16 protein-coding genes and 6 tRNA genes are annotated in these 24,741 nt (G+C 42.1%); 13 read left to right on the forward strand and 9 right to left on the reverse strand.

Features of this window, described 5'->3' with window-relative positions:
• The first annotated feature begins 20 nt into the window (after positions 1-20).
• Together KCG35_RS02160 and KCG35_RS02165 are read left to right on the forward strand one after the other, a co-directional pair.
• Positions 21-1,196 carry a hypothetical protein gene (locus KCG35_RS02160; RefSeq protein WP_215818025.1) on the forward strand — a complete coding sequence of 392 codons (1,176 nt, stop codon included), beginning with the start codon at positions 21-23 and terminating at the stop codon, positions 1,194-1,196.
• Positions 1,174-2,331, forward strand: coding sequence for a hypothetical protein (locus KCG35_RS02165; protein ID WP_215818026.1), 1,158 nt, complete (start codon positions 1,174-1,176; stop codon positions 2,329-2,331). The genes KCG35_RS02160 and KCG35_RS02165 overlap by 23 nt, the downstream gene beginning before the upstream one ends.
• Positions 2,332-2,417: 86 nt before the next feature.
• Here the strand turns inward: KCG35_RS02165 and ggt are convergent, their stop codons facing one another.
• Positions 2,418-4,193 (reverse strand): gamma-glutamyltransferase, encoded by a 1,776-nt coding sequence (gene ggt / locus KCG35_RS02170; protein WP_215818027.1) that lies wholly within the window; start codon positions 4,191-4,193, stop codon positions 2,418-2,420.
• Positions 4,194-4,584: 391 nt separating this feature from the next.
• Positions 4,585-4,830, reverse strand: coding sequence for a GrxA family glutaredoxin (locus KCG35_RS02175; protein WP_215818028.1), 246 nt, complete (start codon positions 4,828-4,830; stop codon positions 4,585-4,587).
• A gap of 588 nt (positions 4,831-5,418) precedes the next feature.
• Between KCG35_RS02175 and KCG35_RS02180 the strand changes: the two genes are divergently transcribed.
• On the forward strand, positions 5,419-6,672 hold the full coding sequence (locus KCG35_RS02180; protein ID WP_215818029.1) for a YfiM family lipoprotein: 1,254 nt from the start codon (positions 5,419-5,421) through the stop codon (positions 6,670-6,672).
• 428 nt (positions 6,673-7,100) lie between these two features.
• Here KCG35_RS02180 and KCG35_RS02185 read toward each other — a convergent pair whose 3' ends face one another.
• Positions 7,101-7,673, reverse strand: a complete 573-nt coding sequence (locus KCG35_RS02185; RefSeq protein WP_215818030.1) for a hypothetical protein — start codon at positions 7,671-7,673, stop codon at positions 7,101-7,103.
• A 312-nt stretch (positions 7,674-7,985) separates the two neighbouring features.
• On the opposite strand from KCG35_RS02185, the gene KCG35_RS02190 reads away from it, so the two are divergent.
• The 3 genes from KCG35_RS02190 to mepA all read left to right on the forward strand — a co-directional run bounded on the left by KCG35_RS02190 (position 7,986) and on the right by mepA (position 10,833).
• Entirely contained in the window at positions 7,986-8,447 is a 462-nt protein-coding gene (locus KCG35_RS02190) for a GNAT family N-acetyltransferase (protein WP_215818031.1), read from the forward strand.
• Positions 8,448-8,669: 222 nt separating this feature from the next.
• Positions 8,670-9,803: an acyltransferase family protein gene (locus tag KCG35_RS02195; protein ID WP_215818032.1), complete on the forward strand. Its 1,134-nt coding sequence runs from the start codon at positions 8,670-8,672 to the stop codon at positions 9,801-9,803.
• A 109-nt stretch (positions 9,804-9,912) separates the two neighbouring features.
• Entirely contained in the window at positions 9,913-10,833 is a 921-nt protein-coding gene (gene mepA, locus KCG35_RS02200; RefSeq protein ID WP_215818033.1) for a penicillin-insensitive murein endopeptidase, read from the forward strand.
• A 416-nt stretch (positions 10,834-11,249) separates the two neighbouring features.
• Here the strand turns inward: mepA and KCG35_RS02205 are convergent, their stop codons facing one another.
• From KCG35_RS02205 to KCG35_RS02215, 3 genes are all read right to left on the reverse strand, one after another.
• Complete coding sequence (locus tag KCG35_RS02205) at positions 11,250-13,037, reverse strand: M20/M25/M40 family metallo-hydrolase (protein ID WP_215818034.1); 1,788 nt, start codon at positions 13,035-13,037, stop codon at positions 11,250-11,252.
• 163 nt (positions 13,038-13,200) lie between these two features.
• Positions 13,201-14,283, reverse strand: a complete 1,083-nt coding sequence (locus tag KCG35_RS02210) for a Glu/Leu/Phe/Val dehydrogenase dimerization domain-containing protein (RefSeq protein ID WP_215818035.1) — start codon at positions 14,281-14,283, stop codon at positions 13,201-13,203.
• Positions 14,284-14,369: 86 nt separating this feature from the next.
• On the reverse strand, positions 14,370-17,915 hold the full coding sequence (locus KCG35_RS02215) for an indolepyruvate ferredoxin oxidoreductase family protein (RefSeq protein WP_215818036.1): 3,546 nt from the start codon (positions 17,913-17,915) through the stop codon (positions 14,370-14,372).
• Between the two features lie 786 nt (positions 17,916-18,701).
• Here KCG35_RS02215 and gltX point away from each other — a divergent pair.
• From gltX to KCG35_RS02250, 7 genes are all read left to right on the forward strand, one after another.
• Complete coding sequence (gltX, locus tag KCG35_RS02220) at positions 18,702-20,213, forward strand: glutamate--tRNA ligase (RefSeq protein WP_215818037.1); 1,512 nt, start codon at positions 18,702-18,704, stop codon at positions 20,211-20,213.
• 531 nt (positions 20,214-20,744) lie between these two features.
• Positions 20,745-20,820: transfer RNA gene (locus tag KCG35_RS02225), tRNA-Ala, on the forward strand.
• Between the two features lie 16 nt (positions 20,821-20,836).
• A tRNA-Glu gene (locus KCG35_RS02230) sits at positions 20,837-20,912 on the forward strand.
• A gap of 6 nt (positions 20,913-20,918) precedes the next feature.
• A tRNA-Gly gene (locus tag KCG35_RS02235) sits at positions 20,919-20,994 on the forward strand.
• Between the two features lie 25 nt (positions 20,995-21,019).
• Positions 21,020-21,095 (forward strand) — tRNA-Glu (locus KCG35_RS02240).
• 6 nt (positions 21,096-21,101) lie between these two features.
• A tRNA-Gly gene (locus KCG35_RS02245) sits at positions 21,102-21,177 on the forward strand.
• A gap of 25 nt (positions 21,178-21,202) precedes the next feature.
• A tRNA-Glu gene (locus KCG35_RS02250) sits at positions 21,203-21,278 on the forward strand.
• 165 nt (positions 21,279-21,443) lie between these two features.
• Here the strand turns inward: KCG35_RS02250 and KCG35_RS02255 are convergent.
• The 3 genes from KCG35_RS02255 to KCG35_RS02265 are packed head-to-tail and all read right to left on the reverse strand — an operon-like array spanning position 21,444 to position 24,734.
• On the reverse strand, positions 21,444-22,670 hold the full coding sequence (locus KCG35_RS02255) for an SAM-dependent methyltransferase (protein WP_215818038.1): 1,227 nt from the start codon (positions 22,668-22,670) through the stop codon (positions 21,444-21,446).
• Complete coding sequence (locus tag KCG35_RS02260) at positions 22,663-23,439, reverse strand: DUF1365 domain-containing protein (protein ID WP_215818039.1); 777 nt, start codon at positions 23,437-23,439, stop codon at positions 22,663-22,665. The genes KCG35_RS02255 and KCG35_RS02260 overlap by 8 nt, the downstream gene beginning before the upstream one ends.
• Positions 23,436-24,734 (reverse strand): NAD(P)/FAD-dependent oxidoreductase, encoded by a 1,299-nt coding sequence (locus tag KCG35_RS02265; protein WP_215818040.1) that lies wholly within the window; start codon positions 24,732-24,734, stop codon positions 23,436-23,438. Before KCG35_RS02265 ends, KCG35_RS02260 begins: the two co-directional genes overlap by 4 nt.
• Between the last annotated feature and the right edge of the window lie 7 nt (positions 24,735-24,741).

The raw sequence follows: 24,741 nt of genomic DNA on the forward strand, positions 1-24,741 counted from the left end.
CATCTCTCAGGGAGGTGAGAGTGATTAGGTATTTAACTATTTTACATTCAGGGAAAGGAAAACCATTTGATATACGAGCTATTTCGTCATTTAATGGTAAAGTTATTATCTTTATTGGTGGTTTGCTACATTTAAATGGGTTTGAGCTTGGGGCCGGTTTAGGTGCGTTGTTACATTCATTGTGTTCAAAAAGTGGTTCACACTACTTGATATGTACTGTCGTTTTATCAGAAAAACCTATTATTTCAGTTCATAAAAAAGATATGCATGCCGCCGCTAAGGATGGTGTATTATTACCTTATGCTGACCAAATTTCTCTAGACTTGCTATTTCCCAGAGAATTGATATCGCTTTGGAAGGGGGTATCTGGTGATAAGCAATTAAATACCATGTCGGCATATTTTAAAAAAATTATTTTTGTGGGCTATTCATATGGTAACTCTATAGTACAACAAATAGAGTATTCAATACGTATGCAGTTTAAAAGGCATGGTTTACCATTACTTCCTTTAGAAAATGTTCAGGCTATTAATATTGGACCATGTATATTGCCACGCCTATTCTCTAGCATTAACGGTGAAGTTGTATCATTAGTGAATAGATCGGAAATTAACAGTAAGAATAATGAGCATTATGATCAAGGAGTATTTAATCAGGTTTTTTTTATCTTTACTCAAGACAGATTTATGATAGATACTATTGGTGATGAACTTCTACCTTATGATTATAATGATATCCAAATTTGCACTTACTATATTAATAATAAAAGATTTATAATTGATAATGGAGAAAATAGTTTGACTTATAAGCTATGGGTTAGGCAGTTACCTTGTGGTAGTTTTACAGGTCAGCTTGATTTTTGTAATGATCCTTTTGCTCATGATTTAACGACGTATTGTAATATAGAAACTGTTATTAATACACCTACTGAGGGGGATGTTGTTACTTATCCTTCATCTTTTTTGGGGGAAGCTATTCGTATTACGATGAATGCAATGATGAATGGTAATTATGAGCACCAATTACTATCGTTTTCATCTGTTAACAAGATCTTTTACCGTTATCAAGAAAAGAAAGCCAAACTTGAAAGCCTCATTAATAAGTATCGACACTCAAATTTGAGTGAGAGTGTTGGACTTGTTCAGCGCGAGTTTGCTCGAGTAGGAGAGCACTATGGTTATTATAGAATACGATAAAAGGAATTCTAAAACAAAAAGCCTGCTTGAGTATGAAAATAGTTTTTCAGTCTTAGTAAAATCTATTGTTGACACGGTACTTGGTAAAATTAATGAAGAGAAAAATATTACATCAGGTGAAATTGAACGACACTATCAGTTAGCGTTACTTCTTTCCTTTCTGAATATCGAAAGCTTAAAACAAAGTTTAATTAAGCAGGTAATTCCACAATTTGTTAAAGGTGATAAATTAACACAATGGTATTATGCGCTAATGTATACCAATAGCATAAAAATGCCTAAAGCTGAGGACATAAGGCCTGCGCTACTATCTTTACCAATACATGTTAATGATACATTTGAGTTGGCGGTTAATGATTGTATTGTTCGCCACCTCATGTTCTCGCTTAAAGAGATTATTAGAAAAAAACTGATAACGACTAGGTATGCCATTGATATCTGTGATTATATTGTGCATATCATAAGCCCTAAAGTAGACGCGAAAGCTATGAGTTCATTATGTAAAATGGTGGGTGAACTTTATGCTAATGACCATAAAGCATTAATCTATTTATCTATTGGGTGTGGTGACGGACACGCAGATAGCCGATACATTAAGTGTTTAAAGAATCGATATCCTAGTTTGGATTTACATGTGGTTGGCTTGGAGAAGTATGTTTCATCTGAAAAGCATCCATTTGAGTATTTATTTGATGGAAAGTTAATCTATATTTCTGATAATACAAAATATGAAAGCTACCCTACACTGGCGTGCCAAGCACTAGGTGATATAGATGCAAATGTATTGTTGGTAGAACGATTTGCCCTACATCACCTAGGAATTTCTTTTGATTGTTTTAAAGAGAGAATTGATGGATGTCCGTTACTATCAATTGAAGAGCCTGTGAATTTTTATGAAAGAACTCATTTATGGATGAGAGTGGCACGTATTGCTTATGATTTGTTAGTGAACTGGTGTTTTGATCAATATATTAATCAGAACTGGATTTCTTCGGCACTCGAGTATACTAATCCTAAATCAGGGCAATTTAATGTGCTATATCGTTGGGTTGAAAAAATTCCTGTAGAAAATACCCAGGTTAAAGGCATTTACCCAAGAACAGATGTTATTCCGTACCGTCAATTTGTGCATTAAATGTAAAAATACTTTTTAATGAATAAGAAAAAGGGGAGCTTTGCTCCCCTGTAAAACAACTAGTAATATGAAATCCTAGTAATGTTTTAAAGTCCCATCGCTGAGGACGTACTACGGCGTGGGTCAGCAGCACCATAAAGTGTACCGTCAGGCCCGACCAAGATACTTTGTATTGCTCCCATTGCTGGTTTCTTTGAGACAGTGTGTCCCATAGACTCAAGAATTTTAACGGTATCAGGGCTAATGCCTTGCTCTACGCGAATTTCATCAGGTAACCATTGATGGTGGATACGTGGAGAATTAACGGCTGTTTGAACATTTAACTTGTGGTCTATGACATTCATAATCACTTGTAGGGTGGTGGTGATAATTCGCGAACCACCAGGACTACCAGTGATTAAAAAGTTTTTGCCCTCTTTTTTTACGATAGTCGGTGACATAGAACTGAGCATACGTTTGTTGGGTTCTACTTTATTCGCATCACTACCAATTAAACCGTAAGCATTAGGTTCACCTGTTTTAGCGCTAAAGTCATCCATTTCGTTATTTAGTAAAAAGCCTGCACCGTCTACGACAATACCTGAACCATAACTAAAGTTAATCGTATAGGTATTGGCAACGGCATTGCCCCACTGATCAATAATCGAAAAGTGTGTGGTTTCATTACTCTCATAACCAGGAGGGGTTCCAGGTTTGAGGTCTTTACTTGGTGTCGCTTTATCCAGTGAAATTTGTTTCCTTAGGGTTTTTGCATATTTTTTATCGATTAACCCTTTGGTTGGAACTTTAACAAAATCACTATCACCTAAGTAAGTGGCTCGGTCAGCGTAAGCACGCTTCATGGCTTCTGCCATTAAATGAATTGTTTTTGCTGAGTTGAAACCGTAAGAACCTATAGGATAACCTTCCAGAATATTCAAAATCTGTACGATGTGAATACCACCAGAGCTGGGAGTCGGCATAGAATAAATATCATAGCCACGGTATGTACCATGTACAGGTTTACGAATTGCTGGCTTGTAGTTTTTTAAGTCATCATGAGTCATTAAGCCATCATGGCGCTGCATTTCTTCAACAATAAGGTCTGCTGTTTTTCCCTCATAAAAACCAGTGACACCTTCTTTAGCAATGCGTTTTAGTGTTTCTGCAAGATCCTTTTGAATAAAAAGTTCACCGGGTTGGTAGGGAGAGCCATCAGCCTTATAAAATGTTTTAAGTGAAGCAGGCCATTTTTTAAGCATTTTTTCTGCATCTTGAGTACCTTTGGTAAAGCGTGGTGGTACTTTAAAGCCTTTTTCGGCTAGCGCTATGGCAGGAGCAAGTGCGCGTTCACGAGAGATTGTGCCATGCCGTTTCAAGGCCATTAATAAGCCTGCTACTGTACCTGGTACGCCAGCCGCTTTATGAGTAAACCGGCTACGGTTCTGTACCACATTGCCTTCTTTGTCTTGGAACATCGTTGGTGTTGCTGCCGCTGGTGCTTTTTCTCGGTAATCAATAGTCTCAATGAGTTTGTCCTTATCCTTGGAAATAAGCATAAAGCCACCACCGCCGATATTTCCTGAACGAGGCTGGGTAACTGCAAGGGCAAAGGCTGCTGTGACTGCGGCATCAATGGCATTACCCCCTTCGTTGAGTACATCGACAGCCACTTTTGTGGCTAGCGTATGGCTGGTGACAACCATTGCTTTTGAGGACTCAACAGGAAGGCTGCGATCTCCCTCAAAAATGTATTGTTCAGCAGTTGCTGCCCAGGTGTTTATACTGATGATTGATGCGGCTGTAAGGCTTAAACTACAAATGATGTGTTTATAATTTATTGTTTTTCGGCGTTGAAAGCGCGTGAGTATTCGCCAATTCATTTTTATTCCCTGAGTTGTTTATGTATTTTATACCCTTTACAGAGGGTAACTGTTTTTGCATTTGCGACAGAATTAACTCAGTTGAACCACCGTGCTGCAAATGCTGTTTTAGTTTTTTCGCATTAATAAAAAGGTGGAGTTTTTGGGCGTTTTAACCTGCTTATAACACTTTAAAAAGTGGATATAATTAACCGTTTTGAGGTAACCCTAAGAGGATACATCAGAAGGCGTAAACTTCCCGGTACACATCTTATGCTGCAGAGAGGCTTGAGACAAGAGGGATAAGTCCCCTTGCTTGTAAATAAATAGCAAATGGGGACTTTTTTATTCAAAGAAGAACGTTGCAGGTTCAATTAATACGATAATTTTATTGGTCATTGAATAAAACAATTTAGTTGAGTTTAGCGTGCTGTAAAAATGCTTCAAACTCTTGACAGCCACCTATATAGTCTTGCCCATGAAAAATTTGAGGTACTGTTTCTACAGGTTTGCCAATTGTTTTTTCCAAATCTGCTTTAGTTATATTTTCAGCGTGAATATCAATGTAATTGAAATTCAATTGTTTGTCTTCGCATAGTTGTTTGGCTCTGCGACAAAATCCACATCCCTCACGACCGAAAATAGTAATACGTTGCATGTTAATGTCCTCAAAAAATGAGTCTGTTAATCTCCTGGCAGTATGGCAATAGTTTAAAGCCACTATTTCTGCTGTTTCTTATTGATTAATTGCACCATAGTTTCCAACATCAAGCTAATAACATTAAACAATGCTAATGATTGAGAAAAACTATAGCCTAGTTGGCATCAACAGTATTAAGTGATGGCTGGGTATTCATTTGTCAGGTATAACAGGGAAAAAATGTCGTCTGTTACTAAAGTTAACTATATCCCTTAATAGATCAATGTTTTTGAATCAGGGAATAGTTCAGACTGTTTATTCAAATCACTTTGAATAAACAGTAGCTTTAGCTATATTCGTGCTGTTGGGTTGTAGTTTTTACTCAACAAAGGGGATAGCGTGCTGCCTAAATACTTTAGTTTGTAGCTTAGCTTAATATTGTAATAGGTCGTGCGAAGGATAACAGGCTGCGTAGTATTGGTATTAGTAAAAGGTTATGTAACAACCAGATGATTGACGTTCTACTGGGATTTCGTCAGTAGTTGTAGAGGTATTCTCTAGTAGTGGATTGGGTTGTTATATCCTTAGAAGAAGTAGTAGGTGGCAATGAAACGATTGTTAATTATGTTGGCAGGTACTGTTTCGTTATTATTGGGAGTTGCTTTCTGGTTGACTGACAGTGAATCAGGGGTCGCTATGACAGCAAAGCCAGCTCCCTTACAACATCTGTTGGAGAGGCATACACCCACCTTTCTTCCTGTGGAGGGTGTGTATGAGATTAACGCAACGGAAGCTGATCTCAGGCAGCTCTTGGTTACATTGGTACACAAATATCCACAATGGCATGTCACTGGTATAGATATTGAGCTATTGGAGCAAAAAGCGCTTATACGCTCATCTGTACAAGTTGGTCCACGTTATCTGAATGTCACATCGCTGGTTGGCATAAGAGGCGATAAACCCGAATTGATGGAAGTGCAATTGGCTGATCAGGTGCTACCTGACTGGTTGGTTAACCTGGTGCTTGAGCATACCCAGCAAACTGCTCGTTTTGAGCCTGTATGGCAAATGTATCAGAATATCGAACGCGTTCGTATTGCGCCGCAGAAAGCTGTTCTGGCTTATCACTGGTCTGAAAGAATGGTCGCTGCGTTAAATAAACAGGGCAAAGATTTTCTGTTTTCTCCTGCCGATCAGCAACGAATTGCACTGTATTTAGTTGCGGCACACAAATATGCAGAACAAAGTAAAGTGCAAAGAGAGCCTTTACCTCAACTATTCCAACAGCTTTTCCAGTTAGCACAACAGCGTACGCAGACAGGTGAGTCGGCAGTGGATGAAAACCGCGCTTTACTGACAGCGTTAGCACTTTATCACTCTAATTTGGATTTATCTGATTATAAGGTGCCTAAGGCTCTGCTTAAGCAACGTAAGCGCTTTTATCTGAACAAAAGAAAAGACTTAGCCAGACACTTTGTATTATCTGCGGCAATGTCGCTCTATGTGGGTGACCAACTTACAGATAGCGTGGGTTTGCTAAAAGAGATGAATGATTCGCGGAATGGATCAGGTTTTAGCTTTTATGATTTAGCCGCTGACCGAGCGGGTATTCGTTTTGCACGACAAGCAACCAAGTCAGAAGCCGTTGCTAAACAGTTACAAGCGATGATGGCCGTTTCTGTGAACGAAGCAATGCTTGTACCTGCCTTCAATAAATTACCTGAAGGGATGACCTCAAAACAGTTTGAAGCTGAGTTTAAAGATACAAAAAGTACAGGCTTCAAGCAGTTAATACACTCTATTGATCGCCAGATTGAGGCGAGTCCTTTATACAGAAGGCCAAATGCAATTGCTGAGTAGTCACTTGGCCTTGGAATGACGTTGAGCAGGGTAGGATTGCCCTGCATAAGGGGATTGGGTATTCTACGCGCCTCAAATAGAACGTATTCTGGTTATAAAGTGATGAGGTAATGACGAATGTATGTTGATGCATCTGTAGTAGCGAGTGTACTGGTGGTTGTGGGCGTTTGTGCCATAGTAGTGTTTGGTGGTCGATTTATTGCTAAGCGGATGCGTGAAGATGCTAGCTAAGGCCTGTTAACAAACCTTAGTAAAAACGTCTGAAAAGATTAAATAAAACAGAGGTGTCGGGACCTCTGTTTTATTCTCTGCAAGCTTTGCTGTAAACACTAGACGTATACCCTTCACAAATCATTTTTAGGATTTGTCATTAGCGCACTTTTACTCAAGTCTATTTTTTCTTTTCCACATTTAAAAAGCCAACTTGCTTATCGACTCATCTTCTTAACGATGGCTTGCAAATGCCCAACATGTTGTTTAATGCCAGTAATAGTTTGCTGGGTTATGCCTTGAGGCTTCATATTTTTCCACTGCTGTCCAAAAAGTTGTTGTCCTTGTGAGTTAAAAAATAATTTGACTTCGTGGAGTTCAATACTGATTGGCCCATCATTGTTAAGTACTTTGTGTGTACTTTTTTCAGCATAGTGAAATAGGCGACCTTGTGAAAAATAATACTTGTGGCTTCCTTCTATACGTTTGCCATCCTTGCGCCGTTCTTGAATAAAGCGCAGCTGGCCTTGTTCAAGGAAGGCATCATATGTTGAAAAAGAATCACCATCCTGCCAGGTGCCACTGATTTTATGTAAGGTGTCTTGTTGTGCCTCAATCAATAAGGCTTGTTTTTTGAGCGCAGCTAACTGAGCATTATCTTGAATCGCGGCGACTTCTGGTTCTGGGGCATTTTGGTAAGGCTTGGCTTGTTCAACCAAGCACCCACTTAACAGTGGTAGTGTGCAACTTAGCACAACTGCAGACCGTGATAGCGTTAGCAATCCTTTCATTATATGTTTAACCTCATGATGCATTGTTGTCTGTTTTCTTGCAGATGGTTGCGAACAGAAACTATGCAGTTTAATAGCCCACTGCGTTTAACTCATGGTTTTATGTGTGGCTTGCTTCTCAATTACAAAATATACCCTTCGAGTTGTACATTAAACATAGCATTATAACTTTGAGTTATAGTTGTATTAGTGGCTTACTTTGCTCCCCGTTATTGGGTTTTATTCGCTTATATTTAATTCATCAATGAAATTAATAACGATAGGTAAAATCAGTCGTTATTAATGATATGCACTGTTGGTTTGGAGAGTGATGTGCAGTCTAATTATCGTGTAACACATGGCAGTTGGGATGAAGCCATGCAGGTTATTTCACAATTGCCAGAGTTTGAACGAGACTATTCTGTTGAGGTGCTTACTCAGCATGTGGCAAACCAGGAATATTTGTTATTGATTGCCTGGTACGGTGAGCGACCTGTTGCATTTAAATTAGGTTATGCCCTTGATGATGACCGCTTTTATAGCTGGTTAGGAGGGGTAATACCCGCTTATCGTGAATTAGGTATAGGAACGGACTTGCTTGTTCAGCAAGAGGCATGGGCTTTAGCTCAAGGTTATGGCGTATTGGAAGTAAAATCCAGAAACTGCTTTCCAAAAATGTTGCGTTTATTATTGAAGCAAGGCTATTTTATCAGTCATGTTGAACCACAGGGGCAAGTGGATCAGCATATCATTTATTTTTCTAAAACGTTTTCACGGCTTTTGCAAAGTACCTAAAAAAAGTACCTAAAAGAAGTTGTTTTAACTGATACGTGTCGAGGCTGACTGCCTTGACTCCCTTTTAGCTTACACTCACTCTGTGGCATTTCACCGCAGTTAGCCATTAATCTCTATGTAAAAAAACAGGTACTATGGTGCTTGTAGGTGGGGTTTTAAAGGTCATGTAGGTGTATAGGTAACTCCACCTTACGTGTTTAAAATTTCAAGGAACTGAAGATAATGATAATTACAAATCGATTATTGGCTATAGATATCTTTCGAGGTTTGGCTGTTGCCTATATGATTTTGGGGAATACACCAGGCAGTTGGGATTATGTTTTTCCAGTATTACAACATGCCAAATGGCATGGTTGGACCCCCACAGATTTAGTGTTCCCTTTTTTTCTGTTTATTGTGGGGCTGGCAATGGCTTATTCCTTGTCACACTATTCTGATATAGATCGAAACAAGAAAATAATTCGTCGTAGTGGCCTGATTTTTTTGTTTGGTTTTATGCTTAATGGTTTTCCCTATACGCTGGAGGCATTTGAGCACTGGCGAATTTTGGGGGTATTACAGCGTATTGCCATTGTCTATGGTGTCGTTGCTCTGTTGATTAATAACTTAACGCATCGTCAGTTACTTTATTTTATGGTGATTAACTGGTTGGTATATTGGGCTGTCTTAGCGTTGGGGGCCTCTGGGAGTGATCCATTTAGTCTGGAACATAATGTGGTTCGCCAATTTGATTTATGGTTCTTGGGAGCCAACCATGTGTGGCAAGGGCATGGTATACCGTTTGATCCTGAAGGCGTATTAAGCACGTGGCCTGCATTAACAACAACACTGTTGGGGTATTGTGCTGGCGTGTGGTTAAAGCAGTTGTTGCCCGCCCAACGCATACCGCACACTTCACAAGCCATTATGAGAGAGACAGGTTTAAAAATGCTGGGTGTTGGCGGCGCACTTATTCTGGCAGCTTATCTGTTAAGTGCCATGGGGCTACCAATTAATAAATCGCTATGGACGCCAAGCTTTGTGTTATTAAGTGGTGGCTGGGCGTTTATTATTCTGGGCATACTAATCAATTTATTTCCAATGTCACATACACCAAAAACACTCTCACCTGTGCTGGCTTTTGGCTGCAATCCATTATTGGCTTATATCATTGCTGACTTATGGGTAAGAATATTGTACTCCGTACACATCACACAGGCCCAGGATCAAACAGCCTATGAGTGGTTATTTAATCAGGTTTTTATTCACTGGGGAGGACCTTGGTTAGGCTCTTTAAGCTTTGCTGTTACGCATGTGTTAATTATTGGTCTAATTATGTATGGCTTATATCAAAAAAAAGTCTTGTTTAAAGTTTGATTAGGCAACACATTCAGCCAGTATTTGCCATACTTGTGAATAGGGTTTGTGTGTTCTCAGTGGATTACACCGTATCATTGAGTCTCTGTTTTTATATCGTGAGTGTATTATGTTGGTTAAGTCGTTTGGTATACCTTCAATACTGTTGTCATGTAGCCTATTTGCAATATCTGCTTTTGCTGCCAGCAAGCCTTCAGCCCCCTGGCTTTCATTAACGGTTCCCAATACGGGTAAATCGATGGCGATTGGTTCTTATGCCGCAGGTTGTCTCGCGGGAGGTGAATCACTACCACCCAATGGTAAAGGGTTTCAGGTAATGCGTTTATCTCGAGCGCGTTTCTATGGTCATCCTGAACTCATTGGTTATATTAACGATTTGGGAGGGAAGATTGCGGATAGACAGTTAGGCACGTTACTCGTAGGGGACTTGGCGATGGCCAGAGGGGGTCCCATGGAGGGTGGACATCGAAGCCATCAAAATGGATTGGATGCTGATATTTGGTTTACGTTGGATAAGAAGTATCGGTTAGACCTGTACCAGCGTGAAGCGTTGAGTGCTTTTTCAGTGATTGCAAAGAAACGCTATACACTGGATACGTCGCGTTGGACCCCCAAACATGATTCTGCATTACAGTTAGCCGCTCAAGATGGTCGGGTAAATCGTATTTTTGTCACACCGCTAATTAAAAAGCGTTTGTGCAGTTTTAGAAAAACAAAGCAGGATGATATCTGGCTACGAAAAATACGCCCTTGGTGGGGGCATGATGATCATTTCCATGTCCGTTTGAACTGCCCTAAAGAAAGCCCTTTTTGTCGACCGCAAAAAGCTATTCCAGCAGGTAATGGCTGTGATAAAAAGTCACTCAAGTGGTGGTTGACTGTGACTGCTCAGCAACATGCAAAAGCACAAAAGGCTAAGGTGGTCACTAAGAAAAAAACAAAAAAAGCTGGAAAACCATTTTGGCAAAAAGTTAAATTGCCAAAGATGTGTCACAAAGTTTTTGCGGATAAGGCACGGTATTTAAATTGATTGTTTGTTTGAGAACAAAAAGCTCATATTCATTATGGGCTTTTTTTAATGCTGAAAAAATAAGTAGCTAAAGAAGAGGCCGATATGGCTGTAATTGCTACACAAAAAAATGCCCGTAAAAACGGGCAAAATGCATTAGGGAAAAGAAGATTTACAAGCCGAAATAGCCCTGCAATGAGCTAATTCGAGTTTCATTATAAATTTTCTGTCAAATTTTTAAATGGCTATTGTGATACTAATTTGCAACTTTAGTGTTAAAAATGTTAACCAACTGTTGTTGCCTGTTACGATATACATGTGAAAATGTTCATGTTTTGTTGACATAGCAACAGTTTGTTAACAGTAGTTATTTTAAATAGTCCCTTTTGGGAAGAGATTTATTGCATCTGGTGTGTATTCGTCAAATGTAATAAATTTCACATCTTTGTCGCAGCGTTCTTTTTTGTTAACTGTGTTGGGTTTTCTTGTGATTGACTATTCAAAATTTTTTCTTTAGCCAGTTCATATAAAATTGTTGTGCTTTGTAAAAGCATTTCTAAAGGAACGGCTTCATTAATGCCATGATAATTTACGGGTGGTCCTGCAATTCCACCTAACATAGGTCCTGCGGCAATGAGTGGTAAGAAGCCTTTTGCATCGGTACCACCACCAATCGCGTGAGCAGGACAATCTTCCCCCATCACTTTGCGGTAGGCATTATTAACGAGTTGAAAGTTGGGGCTTTCAGTATCTCGAATATCTGGGGTAACTCTGGTGCTAGTGTTAAAACTGATTTTGGACCCTAGGTGTTGCTTATTAAACGCTTGTGTAAGTTGAGTAAAAACAGTTTGAAATTGGCTTTTACCTGGTAGTAAGCCAAATGTTTTACCATCCCAGGGCTTATCCTGATGACCAACAGCATAACGAATATCAACGGCGAGTGTTGCCTTGTTATTCGTTGGCTCTGTTTGCAGTCGGGTAATCGCGTAGGTGGTTCCTGTGGTAAATATTTTATCTTGCTTTTGAAGTAGGGTGGGGTGGTGCTCGCCAAAGACCTTAGTGCCCCAGGTCCAGGCCACAAACTGGCTAAGCTGACTTAGGCCATTTTTTTGTAATGTGCCATTATCGGCCAAGTGAGCTAAAAAGTTAGTGATGGATACCAGCGGGTTGGCACCTTTTTTACGGTTGGCATAGGGCACTGAGCCATGTTGAGCACCAATGACTGAAGTGGTGAGTTTGAGTTGGGTAGAACTGATTCGGGTGACCGTCATGGGTGCTCGATGGTATTCCGGGTCATCAAATGCATAGTGCTGGTAGTCAGATTGTATCTGGTTAGCAAGATCATCGAGCGCTTTAGGGGCATTACTTTGGAGGATTGTAACGGTTTCACTAGGGATCTGGTTGGTTGGGCTGTCTCTTGGTGTATTAATACTGTGTATCCAAATACCTTGCTTAGGTGTCGTGCCTAGCGTGGTAAAAAACTGGGGACGTTCGATCCCTTTTTCGGCGCGAATACACCATGAGGCGTCAAAGACGATACCCAGGTCAGGTAATGCTTGTGGGTTCTCCGCCAAAAACTTAGGCGTTGCCATATCTGTTTCTTCTGACGTATCAAACCAGACTTCCAGTGTCATGTTGTTTAAGGTGGCAGGCGTCGCGTCATAATCTTTTGCTAATTGCTGCAGAATATTCAGCGTTGCCATTGCCGGGCCTTTGTTATCGACTGCACCACGCCCAACCAGGAAGGGTTGCGAGGTTTGGTGAAGCTCACGTTGTTCAATTCGAGGTTGAAAGGGTTGCCAATCCATTCCTCCTGGTGCCACGGTATCTAAGTGGGTGATAAAGGATAACTTTTCAGGCCCATTACCCAGTCGATAGCCAAATAAACGGTAGGGGTCACCAGGCTGATCTGCACGGCTTTTCTGCCACTCAAAGCCTTGAATTTTCAGGTGCTGTTGTTGTTGGTTAAAACCTTCAATACGTTGGTCCAGAACGGATTTAATTTTGCTAAAAGACTGTTGAACTTCATGACTGGAACGACCCTCGCTACGATAGCTGGGAATAGCAACCAACGCATTGGTATCTTTAATAATCGCTTCGGCCAGAGGGTTTTTTTTGATTGTTTCCGGAAGGATTTGCTGATGTGTAGGATTTTGGCTGCAACCCGCCATAGCGGCGAGTGTTGTTGCCAAAAATGTAACTTTTAATTGTCGTTTATTGAGCATTTATGACCATCCATGGATGTGTGTTTATTCTTGTTTAAGAACGACTACAGTATTTTGTCATCAGTTATAAATAATAAAGTTTACAAAACAAAAAGCGATTAAAATTTCACTTATGGGCACCTCTGGTGAAGCCTTAGAATCATTGACTAACAACTTCCAAGTATTACGAGGCGAGTTTATGTGGCTTTATGGGGCAGCTTCGGAACCGTTCTTCAGCCATTTGGTTCGCAACGCGGTTTGTTGAAGCCTGCTCACTATCCGCACGCTGAAATATTTCCAGCAACGTATCGCCAATCCCTTCCACATGTTGCTTGACTTGGAGTGGGTCATAGCCTGTACGTTCATGGGCCACATCGATAATCCCTCCAGCGTTAATCACATAGTCAGGCGCATACAAAATGCCATGATGGCGCAGTTTGTCTCCATGCAGTTCATCTTGTAGCTGGTTATTGGCAGCACCTGCAATGACGGAAGCGTTTAATAGTGGGATGGTTCTGTCATTGAGTACGGCACCCAATGCACAGGGGGCAAAGACATCGACGGTTTGACTGTAAATCGCATCAGGCTCAACAGCAATCGCCTCAAGCTCATCTTGTGCTCGTTCAACTTGTTCTGTCTGTATGTCAGTAACCCAAAGTTTGGCTCCAGCCTTGTGTAAATGCTCTGCTAGACGATAGCCCACATGTCCAAGGCCTTGAATTGCCACACGAAGCCCTTCCAAGTCTGAGCGGTCAAGGTAGTATTTGGCACTAGTACTGAGACCAACAAAAATGCCATAGGCGGTCATGGGGGATGGATCACCACTTTTGATATTGCCTTGTAAGTCTTTTTTGGGAGCAATTCCCACTACGTGGTCTGTTGTTTGGGCCATTATTTTTAGATCTTCAACACTGGTACCCGCATCTTCGGCGGTAATGTAACGCCCCCCCAGCCGGTTAATGAACTCAGCCATTGCCATGAATAATTCTGGGCTTTTGTCTTGGCGAGGATCACCAATGATGACCGATTTCCCCCCACCCAGAGGTAATCCGGCTAGTGCTGATTTATAGGTCATACCGCGAGATAAACGAAGTACATCGTAGAGGGCGTCATCATCGGTAGCATACGGCCACATCCGACAGCCACCCAAGGCTGGACCTAATTCTGTATTGTGAATAGCAATAATCGCTTTCAGCCCTGAAATAGGGTCATGACAAAACAAAACGTTTTCATGTTGATCATATTCGTGGTGAGAAAATATGCTCATGTTGATCCTCTCTTTGTTAGCAATCTCATTTTTTATTGTTTTACTGTGCTGCCTCTTATTTTTGACGTTCGTGACGATCAAATTGTTTAAGTTCTGACCTCATAGTAGTTGATAGCACTTTCTTTATTGGCAGGTGTTTTTGTCGGCATAACAGGCTCTCGGCCTACGTCTAACGAGGGTGGTGCAGTGAATGACTCAAGTAAAGCCGTTAGTGTTTTGGCTAAGCGTTGATAGTTTGCCATTTTGATATGGCCATACCCTCGGATTTGAGGGATAAGTCCAGCCCATTTAAGTGCAACAGCATAGTTTTGTGTGGTGAGATGGGTGATGATTAGGCTGACTGAGTGTTCGAATTGATGAACGAGTTGGCGCTCAAAACGGCGATCGTTAGTCCAGCTAAAGGGATCAAAGGGCGTCCCACGAAGATGCTTACCATGCTGAAGCAGTTTAAATGTGGATTTTAGCCAGCCACCATAGGCACGTTTTCGAGGTAAGCCCGTATAAGGATCACGACGGCTTAAAAAGGGCGGTGCAAGGTTAAATTCAAGGTTGTAGCTTCCTGTGAATTGCTCATCAATGAGTTGTTGGAAGCTTGGCTGACTAAACAGACGGGCTACTTCGTACTCATCTTTATAGGCCAGTAGGTGGGCATAGCTTAATGCAACCTGTCGACTCAGTTGATCACCACTGTTAAGGGCTTGCTCACGCTGTTGCACTCGACGCACAAGCTGCTCAAAACGGTCTGCATAACGTTGATTTTGGTAGGAGGTCAGTCGCTTTCGCTGCTCAGCAATAATTGTGTCTAGGTCACTGATCAGTTGAATAGGCGTAGTTTCTTGCTGGGGATCATTTGCATGCGAGAGATGTTTCATGACCTCTTCAGGTTGATGGGCATAGCGCCTACCCCAGGAAAATGCCTGTTGATTAAGTTCAACCGCAACACCATTTAACGCAATGGCTTTGCTTATGGCATCTGCAGAGACGGGCAGTAAGCCATGTTGGTAAGCAACACCCACCATAAATAAATTGGATGCGATGGCATCACCTAACAAGTTGTTGGCAACGGTGTGCACATCCATTGCCCATTGCTGGTCAGCTGCTAAAGCTTGCTGGACAATATTAAGCATTTCAGTGGCGGGCAAGCTGAAGTCTGCATCACGGGTGAATGCAGCAGGCATAGTCAAATAGTTGTTGATAATACCCGCAGTGTTAGCGTTGAGTTTCTCTAATACGTCCTGTTGAGCAGCAACCATGAGGTCGCAGGCAAGTAATAAGTCTGTGCTTTTGGTGGGGGTACGAACACTGTTGATTTGACTCTGCTGGGGAGCAATACGGATATGGCTGGTGACACCACCATATTTTTGTGCGAGTCCTGTTTGATCAAGCACAGAGAAGCCTTTACCTTCGAGGTGAGCCGCCATACCCAGTAAGGCGCCGATAGTGACAACGCCCGTTCCGCCAATACCCGTCACCAGAATGTTATAAGGCCGGTCCAGTGGTTGCGTTGTTGGTTCTGGTAACGGTGTGGTCCAATCTGTGCTGATTTGCTGCCCTTTACGCAATTGTCCGCCTTTTACAGTAACGAAGCTTGGGCAGAACCCTTGGTTGCAACTGTAGTCTTTATTACAACTAGACTGGTCGATAGTGCGCTTACGGCCTAGAGTCGTCATTTTAGGTTGTATGGATAAACAACCACTTTGTTGACCACAATCACCACAGCCTTCACAGACTTCAGGGTGAATAATCAGTCGTTTGATGGGGTCAGGAAAAGCATTTCGTTTTCTTCGACGACGCTTTTCTGCGGCACAGGTCTGGGCATAGATTAAAATGGTTGTGCCTTCAGTTTCTCTCAGTACCTTTTGTACATGATCCAGCGTATCACGGCTGAATACCTCAACCCCCTGAGCAAAGTCTTTAGGGTTTTGGTAGGCTTCAGGTGTATCAGTGACCACCACCGTTTTAGTGACGCCCTCGGCTGCCACTTGCTGGGTGATTTGACCAACACTGAGGGGGCCGTCAACAGGCTGTCCACCAGTCATGGCAACGGCATCGTTATAAAGAATTTTGTAGGTGATGTTGACGTTTGCTGCTACCGCTGCACGAATAGCCAGAATACCTGAATGATAATAAGTGCCATCGCCCAGGTTCTGGAAAATATGTGAAGTCTTGGTAAAGGGCGCCTGGCCTATCCAAGTAACGCCTTCACCTCCCATTTGAGTGAAGGTGTCAGTGTTGCGGTCCATCCAGGTCACCATATAGTGACAGCCGATTCCGCCTGTGGCACGGCTACCTTCAGGGACTTTGGTTGACGTATTGTGCGGACAACCAGAACAGTAATGAGGGGCTCTTTGCACTGTTGGTGTGGCAATATCGTTGTCTGGTGTTTGCTTGAGATACTCTAATCGGCGTTTAAGTGCACTATGGTAGGGTAAACATGTGATGAATGACTCGCCTAATGCTTGAGCTATCAAGCCGGCGCTTAACTCAAGCTTACTCGTTAAGCCTGTATGTTGACTAAGAGGGGACGACTTCCCGAAAATTTGGGGGCGCTGTGAATCGGGGAGATGATAAAGCAGTTGTCGAAGCTGATCTTCAAGTAAGGGGCGCTTTTCTTCAACAACCCAAAGGGTTGGGTACTGTTTAGCAAACTCAGTTATTCGGGTGGGTTCCAGCGGCCAGACTAGACCTGCTTTGTAAATACCTATACCTGCCGCAGCGGCTTCTTGTTGACTAATCCCCAGAAGTTCTAGCGCTTGTAAAGTGTCGTAGTAGCTTTTTCCTGAAGTGATCATTCCCAGGGTGGGGGTGTGCGTAGGCTGGAGTTTTACTTGGTCAAGCTGATGGTGGTACACAAAGGCATGGATAGCTGGGAGCTTGAAGTCATGAAGACGTGCTTCTTGCTGTGCGGGTGGGTCAGGCCAGCGAATATTAAGCCCAGCTTCAGGCAGCATAAAATCGGGCGGAGGGCTGAGGTCAAGGGGTTGGCTATCAATATTAACCGCCATGGTTGAATCCATGATATCGGCTAACGCTTTCACGCCAACCCAGCAGCCACTAAACCGGGAAAGGCCATAGCCAAATAGCCCGTAATCAATCAGCTCTTGCAAGTTACCAGGGTAGAGCACAGGAATCATGGCGTCAGCAAAGGCATAGTCACTTTGATGAGGCAGTGTTGAAGACTTGCAGGCGTGGTCATCACCCGCCAGGGCCAAAACACCACCAAAGCGGGAGGAGCCTGCTGCATTGGCATGCTTGAATACATCGCCTGTGCGGTCAACGCCTGGGCCTTTGCCATACCACAAGCCAAAAACACCCTGGTACTGTGCTTCTGGAAATAAGCCTACCTGTTGACTACCCCAAACGGCTGTGGCACCTAAATCTTCATTGATACCTGGTTGGAAGCGGATATGGTGTGCATTGAGGTGCTGTTTGGCTTGCCAGAATGTTTTATCCAGTCCTCCTAGGGGGGAGCCACGATAACCCGAAATAAAGCCTGCTGTATGTAAGCCACGAATTTGGTCATGTTGTTGCTGTAGCATTAACAACCGAGTTACAGCTTGTGCGCCATTGACATGGATCTTGCCCGAGGTACGAGTATATTTATCGTCGAGATTGACGTCAGCTAAGTTCATAAACTTGCTCCTCATCCCCCTATGCAGAGGGGTGTATAGGCCATCCGTTGACCTTGATGTTTTATTATTTTTAAAAGCTGGGTGCTTAAAATATGAGTTAATCTAGGCGTTGGGTGTCACCTAAATTTCATTAAGCACGCGCTCTATTTGCCTCATTGGTGTAAACCATGAAGATGCTATGAGGTGCGGTAAAGGTGGGGAGGGGGAGGATTAGCGTTATTCGTTGAGCGGGGGTTAAGGTTATGACCAAGGCATATAAGTAAGAGGTATTTAAGGGAGGGGAGTAGTCGAGTCATTTTGCTTTTCTCCTCTTGCAGGATCACTGCAATTTGGTGTCTGTTTTGTTGTTATTGTTAGTACTGATTGCTTTGTCTGCTTAGCGTAAAGTGACATCTGCTGAAAACAGATGTGCTTTCCTTTTGGCTGCTGCAAGTGTGGTTGCAAGCTCACTTCATTGTGAAAAGCAGCATGTTATTTTTCTATCCAGTGTGAAACACAGCATGGGTAATGCAGTGCTTTTTGGCTCCTTGTGGGAGCGCTACACACAATTTACTTTGTCGTATTGTTGCGTGCTAAGCTCTAGCAAAGCAAGGCTTGAATAGTTTGTCAATAAAACTTCATTTGTAGTGCTTTGCAAGTTTGAATACTCAGTTTTATTTGATAGGGATGTAACCTTGGCGTAACAGTCGTATTTTGTTTTTCTGTTAATGACTGGTTTTAACCAGGCCAGTTTTCGTATAATCCCACTCTTTTAGACACCCAACTGATTAGGTAATCAAAGAATCTATGACTGTCCGTACGCGAATAGCTCCATCACCCACAGGTGATCCTCATGTGGGTACGGCCTATATTGCTCTATTTAACTACTGTTTTGCTCGTCAACATGGTGGTCAGTTTATCCTTCGTATTGAAGATACTGATCAAGCGCGTAGTACGCCTGAATCGGAACGGATGATTTTGGAATCACTGCGTTGGTTAGGGCTGCAGTGGGATGAAGGGCCTGATGTGGCAGGTGGTGCTGGACCTTATCGCCAAAGTGAGCGGATGGCTATTTATGGTAAATACGCTGAGCAACTGGTTGCTGATGGTCATGCCTTCTACTGTTTTGCTACCGCAGAAGAGCTGGATGAGATGCGTCAACAGCAGATCGAGCGTGGTGAAACGCCTAAGTATGATGGGCGTGGGTTAAAGCTCTCAAAAGAGGAGGTTGAGCAACGGCTGGCAGCGGGTGAACCCTATGTTATTCGTATGAAGATACCTGAAGAGGGTGTCTGCCATGTGCCTGATATGCTGCGTGATCCAATTGAAATTAATTGGAGTCAGGTTGATATGCAGGTCCTGTTGAAAGCTGATGGTATGCCAACCTACCATTTAGCCAATGTCGTTGATGACCACTTGATGGGAATAACCCATGTTATTCGGGGTGAAGAGTGGATTAACTCAGCGCCTAAGCATATTTTGTTATACAAGTATTTTGGCTGGGACATGCCGGTCTTGTGCCATATGCCTTTGCTGCGCAACCCAGATAAAAGCAAGTTGAGTAAGCGGAAAAACCCAACCTGTATCACCTATTACCAGCGTATGGGCTTTTTACCTGAAGCATTGCTTAACTACTTAGGTCGTATGGGATGGTCAATGCCTGATGAACGGGAAAAGTTTTCGCTTGATGAAATGATTGAGCACTTTGATATTACACGGGTATCACTGGGTGGACCGATTTTCGATCAAGAAAAACTAAGCTGGTTGAATGGCCAATGGTTGCGTGAACTTTCAGTTGAAGATTTTGCAAAAAGTATGCAGGCGTGGGCCGTTAATGCAGACTATATGATGCAGATTGCTCCACTGTTGCAAACTCGCGTGGAGCGTTTATCTGATGCGGCTTCGCTGGGAAGTTTCTTTTTTGCAGGATTACTTGATATCCAGGCAGAGCAGTTTAACCATAACAAGTTAGATGAAGAGGCGATCAAACGCGTTGTGCAGTTTGCCCTCTGGCGTTTAGAAACTGTGCGTCAATGGGAAAAAGATACACTATTTGCTGAAGTTAAAGCCTTGAGTAAGGCTATGGACGTTAAGCTAAAAGACTTTTTGTTCCCACTATTTGTGGCAGTGACAGGCTCACCTTCATCTGTTTCAGTCTTTGATGCAATGGCAATTTTAGGCGCTGATATAACCCGTGCCAGACTGCGCCATGCTATCACAGTGCTGGGTGGCCTTTCCAAGAAAGTCGGTAAGCGTTGGGAAAAAGAGTTTCAGCAACTGATAGCTAATATGTTGGAAGAAACATCCGCAGCAGAGTAATTTATACTTGTTAACGATAAACAGGGTAAGTGCTTTTTGAAGAGCTTACCTTGCTTTAAACACAAGTGATTGCAAACGTATATTCCAAAAAATACAGTAATATATACCCAAAACGAAGGGTTTTAATATCCTTAGGGCACAAGGGGGCGGCCATCAGGTGATGAAGCCCTGGAGCTTATATTAATAAGTGACTGGGGTGGCAGTTAAATGCTCCTGTATAAACTGCATTCACACCATCCTTGGTGTTCAAGAGCGCTGACAACAAACCCTAAAAATGATTCGTGAAGGGTATACATCGGATGTTGTTTACTTAAGTTAAATCGCAGCTAAATGCTTGACAGCATGCAACAAGCGCCATAGAATGCGCACCACGTTTCGGGGGCAACGCCACCGAAATAGGTAGTACCAGTATTTTGGCAGCTGATGATCCGCAGCAGGTAAAAAGCTCAGTTGTGATCATTATGTTGTTGGCGCTGCAAAGTGAAGTTAGAAAAGTTAGATTGGAATTTAAGAAGTATTTTACTTCTATGTGGGGCTATAGCTCAGCTGGGAGAGCGCTACAATGGCATTGTAGAGGTCAGCGGTTCGATCCCGCTTAGCTCCACCAAAAATCGAAGGTTTACGTCCCCTTCGTCTAGTGGCCTAGGACACTGCCCTTTCACGGCAGTAACAGGGGTTCGAGTCCCCTAGGGGACGCCATATTATGCGGGAATAGCTCAGTTGGTAGAGCACAACCTTGCCAAGGTTGGGGTCGCGAGTTCGAGTCTCGTTTCCCGCTCCAATTTCTAACGTTTTGTGATTGTTGCGTCCCCTTCGTCTAGTGGCCTAGGACACTGCCCTTTCACGGCAGTAACAGGGGTTCGAGTCCCCTAGGGGACGCCATATTATGCGGGAATAGCTCAGTTGGTAGAGCACAACCTTGCCAAGGTTGGGGTCGCGAGTTCGAGTCTCGTTTCCCGCTCCAATTTCTAATGTTTTGTGATTGTTGCGTCCCCTTCGTCTAGTGGCCTAGGACACTGCCCTTTCACGGCAGTAACAGGGGTTCGAGTCCCCTAGGGGACGCCATATTATCAAGTGTTCATTATCTAGAATGATTAGCAATATCAGTTTAATGAGCCTTAGTTTGTTTTGAAAATATGTTTACCGCCAAAAAAACCGACTCAATGTAGTCGGTTTTTTATTGTCTGAATTTTTCTTGAAATACTTCTAAATAAGCAATATTTGTGAGTACTAGTGACTTAGCGTTAATTGCACAACATTAATTTTATTAATATTGAAGCCGGCTTCGCAGTAATGCAAATAGTACTGCCATGTTCTCTGGAAACGATTATCGTACCCCATAGCCTGTAATGTATCTTTATGCTGATGAAAATTATCAGCCCAGCAACGAAGTGTTTTAGCGTAATCAGGACCAAACAAAAGACAGTCTTTAATCGTAAACTGGTGTTCTTTAGCAAGCTGCTTAAGGTGCGTCAGCGTGGGTAACATACCCCCAGGAAAAATATACAACTGAATAAAATCTGGGTTTTGTTGATACTGTGAGAAAATGGCTTCATCAATAGTGATGACTTGAATAACTGCACGCCCACCTGGTTTTAAGCATTGTTTTAATTTCTGAAAATAGGTTGGCCACCATTCTTGACCAACAGCTTCAAGCATTTCAATAGAGACAATGTGGTCATATTGACCAGATAGCTCTCGATAATCGCAGTATTGAAAAGAAGTAAGATGACTTAAACCAGCATTTTCTAACCGTTGCCTTGCGTACAGTAACTGCTCTTTGGAAAGGGTTATGCCTGTAACCTGTAAGCCATGTTGTGCTGCTTGCTCGGCAAACCCTCCCCATCCACAACCAATTTCGAGAATATGTGCGCCAGAATGAGGATTAAGATTGTCCAGTAAGCGTTGATATTTTCGTTGTTGAGCCTTGAATAATGTCAGTTCATATTGGGAAACACCCTCGCCATAAAAAGCGCTGGAGTAGGTCATACTTTTATCCAGCCAGTGTTGGTAAAACGAGTTACTAATATCATAGTGGGCTGCTATATTGCGCTTGCTTCCTTTTACTGTATTTTTATTAGACAAATGTTGTATAGAATGTAGCCATTTAATGATATTTGTTTTTTTTCCTAACGCATGATAATAGGGTTCGTTAAGAGCAAAAAAAGTAAGTAGTTTACCTAAATCATTTGTCTGCCAATGATTATTTATATAGCTTTCAGCAAACCCTATATCTCCACGCCAAAATAAATACCAAAGTAACTTTAATGGTGATTGCACTTCCATGTTTGCGGAAGGCCCTGCTTTTGATCCATGAAAGTTAAGACTATGTTCACCGACTTTTAAATGTAGGTTGCCATAATAAGTTTGATTAAATGTTTTTATAAGAGGCGTTAACCACCATCGGGTCGTTTGGGGTGGACGACTTGAGCTTACTAAAGTTTGCTGGTCAGCCATGAGAAACACCTTTTTTATGCTGCTTGGGATGACTGAATATGGGTACTTTTTGTAGCCATAATTTCAAGGCATGCCAGTGAATCATTGTGATCACTTTCCAGGTCATAAGAGGGATAGATAAAAATAATTTAATAAGTTGTTTATTATTGGCAGGAATTCGCTGGCTGTGTTGTGTGGCCAACAGCATGAGTTTTTGGTCTTGATAGGTTTTAATATGAGTAAAAACCTTGTCATTAAATGGACTTAGTCGAAACTCATAGTCCATATCCATAGCCAAAAAGGGTGAAACATGAAAGTTTTTTTCTCTTTTGGCGTAAATGGTCGTTTTGAAATGATCATGATTGGGAGATAGAACATAATAGTGACTTTCATTAAAGGTATTGCTCACTTCTAAGACAATTGCTTTTAGCTCATTCTGTTCATCAAAACAGTACCAATTTGCAAGTGGATTAAAACTGTAACCTAATACTCTCGGAAAACAAAATAAGATAATACGTTGAGGGTTAAAGAATAATTGGTGCTTATATAATAGGGATTTTATCCATTTAGCTAAATCGGAACCATCTCGGGGACCTAAATCTTTTGGATAAAAGCTAAATAAATTAAATCGATTGACGGAAAAAAAACGGCATTGAGTATGAGCGCTTTCTAGTTGCAGTACGTCAATAGCAATGTTAAACACGGAGTAATTAAATTTATAATTTACAGGGAAAAAACGTTGATGCATCACATTGCTTTTATAGAGCATTAAAGCAGGCTTATTTTTCATTGCTGTTTTACGCTTTGTGAATGTTTCCAAGGAGTTGAGCAGCCTAAATGATTGGCAACAGCTATGGCTGACTGTAAACCATCCTCATGAAAACCATAGCCGCAATAGCTGCCACAAAACCAGGTATTTTGTTTACCTTGAAGATTTGAAAGTAGTAGCTGCGCCCTTAAAGCTTCCACTGTAAAGACAGGATGGTGGTAAGTGATTTGACGAATAATATGTGAGTCTTTTGGTGGTACTAAAGGATTTAAAGAGACAAAATAATTACTTTTACACGTAAGTTGTTGTAATAAATTCATCCAATAGGTAACTGAAACAGAACTGTGAGCTGCATGATGGGAACGGGACTTTAAATAATTCCACGCTGACCACACGCGTTGCTGTTTGGGCATGAGTGCTTGGTCGCTATGCAGGTAGGCAATATTTTTTTGATAATTAAAGGCTTCTAAGACCTGCTGTTCTTCCGAAGTTGGATCAGCAAGGACGGGCAGCACCTCATCAGCATGGCAGGCAAAAATGACTTTATCACAACAAAGCTGATGTTTAGCGGTGGTTACGACAATCTGTTGTGCTTGGCGATGAACTTTTGTGACTGGGTTATTCGTAAGCACTTTGCCCTGAAAGCGTTGTAATAATGCTTTGATATATTGGTAGCTGCCATGAGTTACTGTGCTCCATTGTGGCCGGTCATTAATGCTGAGCAATCCATGATTGGAAAAAAAACGTAAAAAGCTGCAAGCAGGAAATTGTAGCATTGTTTCATCAGGGCACGACCAAATGGCTGCAGCCATAGGAATTAAATACTGTTGTTGCAGCTCCAGTGAAAAGTGATGGTATTCCAGATAGTCATTAAGTGTAATATCAATTGGAATTTGTTTGTGTAGGTCTTGCTTTGCTTGTTGATTAAATCTGACAATTTCTCTCAACATTTTCCAGTAGGAAAAATTGATAATGTTTTTTCGTTGGCCAAACAGCGTATTGAGGTTGCTACCCGCATACTCTAACTCACCATCATTGATAGATGCCGCAAAGCTCATTGAGGTGGGTTGTGTTTGTACGCCTAAATGCTGAAACAGTTGAGTAAGGTGAGGGTAGTTTGGTTGGTTATAAACTATGAAGCCTGTGTCGATTGCAAGCGGCTTATGATCGTCTTCAACTTCAATAGTATTGGTGTGCCCCCCTAGATAGTCATTTTTTTCAATGAGTGTCACTCGATAGTGTTGGCTCAAGAGCCAAGCCGCAGCAAGCCCACTGATTCCACTACCAATTACAATGATATGTTGATTTTGACTCATGTCTCAC

The organism is Zooshikella harenae (assembly GCF_018837975.1).
GTDB lineage: Bacteria > Pseudomonadota > Gammaproteobacteria > Pseudomonadales > Zooshikellaceae > Zooshikella > Zooshikella harenae.

What these genes read in the sequence shown, in the direction of transcription:
- KCG35_RS02165 (WP_215818026.1), top strand. Translation starts at nt 1,174, where the DNA reads ATGGTTATTATAGAATACGATAAAAGGAATTCTAAAACAAAAAGCCTG.
- ggt (WP_215818027.1), bottom strand. Translation starts at nt 4,193, where the DNA reads ATGAATTGGCGAATACTCACGCGCTTTCAACGCCGAAAAACAATAAAT.
- KCG35_RS02175 (WP_215818028.1), bottom strand. Translation starts at nt 4,830, where the DNA reads ATGCAACGTATTACTATTTTCGGTCGTGAGGGATGTGGATTTTGTCGC.
- KCG35_RS02180 (WP_215818029.1), top strand. Translation starts at nt 5,419, where the DNA reads ATGAAACGATTGTTAATTATGTTGGCAGGTACTGTTTCGTTATTATTG.
- KCG35_RS02185 (WP_215818030.1), bottom strand. Translation starts at nt 7,673, where the DNA reads ATGAAAGGATTGCTAACGCTATCACGGTCTGCAGTTGTGCTAAGTTGC.
- KCG35_RS02195 (WP_215818032.1), top strand. Translation starts at nt 8,670, where the DNA reads ATGATAATTACAAATCGATTATTGGCTATAGATATCTTTCGAGGTTTG.
- mepA (WP_215818033.1), top strand. Translation starts at nt 9,913, where the DNA reads ATGTTGGTTAAGTCGTTTGGTATACCTTCAATACTGTTGTCATGTAGC.
- KCG35_RS02205 (WP_215818034.1), bottom strand. Translation starts at nt 13,037, where the DNA reads ATGCTCAATAAACGACAATTAAAAGTTACATTTTTGGCAACAACACTC.
- KCG35_RS02210 (WP_215818035.1), bottom strand. Translation starts at nt 14,283, where the DNA reads ATGAGCATATTTTCTCACCACGAATATGATCAACATGAAAACGTTTTG.
- KCG35_RS02215 (WP_215818036.1), bottom strand. Translation starts at nt 17,915, where the DNA reads ATGAACTTAGCTGACGTCAATCTCGACGATAAATATACTCGTACCTCG.
- gltX (WP_215818037.1), top strand. Translation starts at nt 18,702, where the DNA reads ATGACTGTCCGTACGCGAATAGCTCCATCACCCACAGGTGATCCTCAT.
- KCG35_RS02255 (WP_215818038.1), bottom strand. Translation starts at nt 22,670, where the DNA reads ATGGCTGACCAGCAAACTTTAGTAAGCTCAAGTCGTCCACCCCAAACG.
- KCG35_RS02260 (WP_215818039.1), bottom strand. Translation starts at nt 23,439, where the DNA reads ATGAAAAATAAGCCTGCTTTAATGCTCTATAAAAGCAATGTGATGCAT.
- KCG35_RS02265 (WP_215818040.1), bottom strand. Translation starts at nt 24,734, where the DNA reads ATGAGTCAAAATCAACATATCATTGTAATTGGTAGTGGAATCAGTGGG.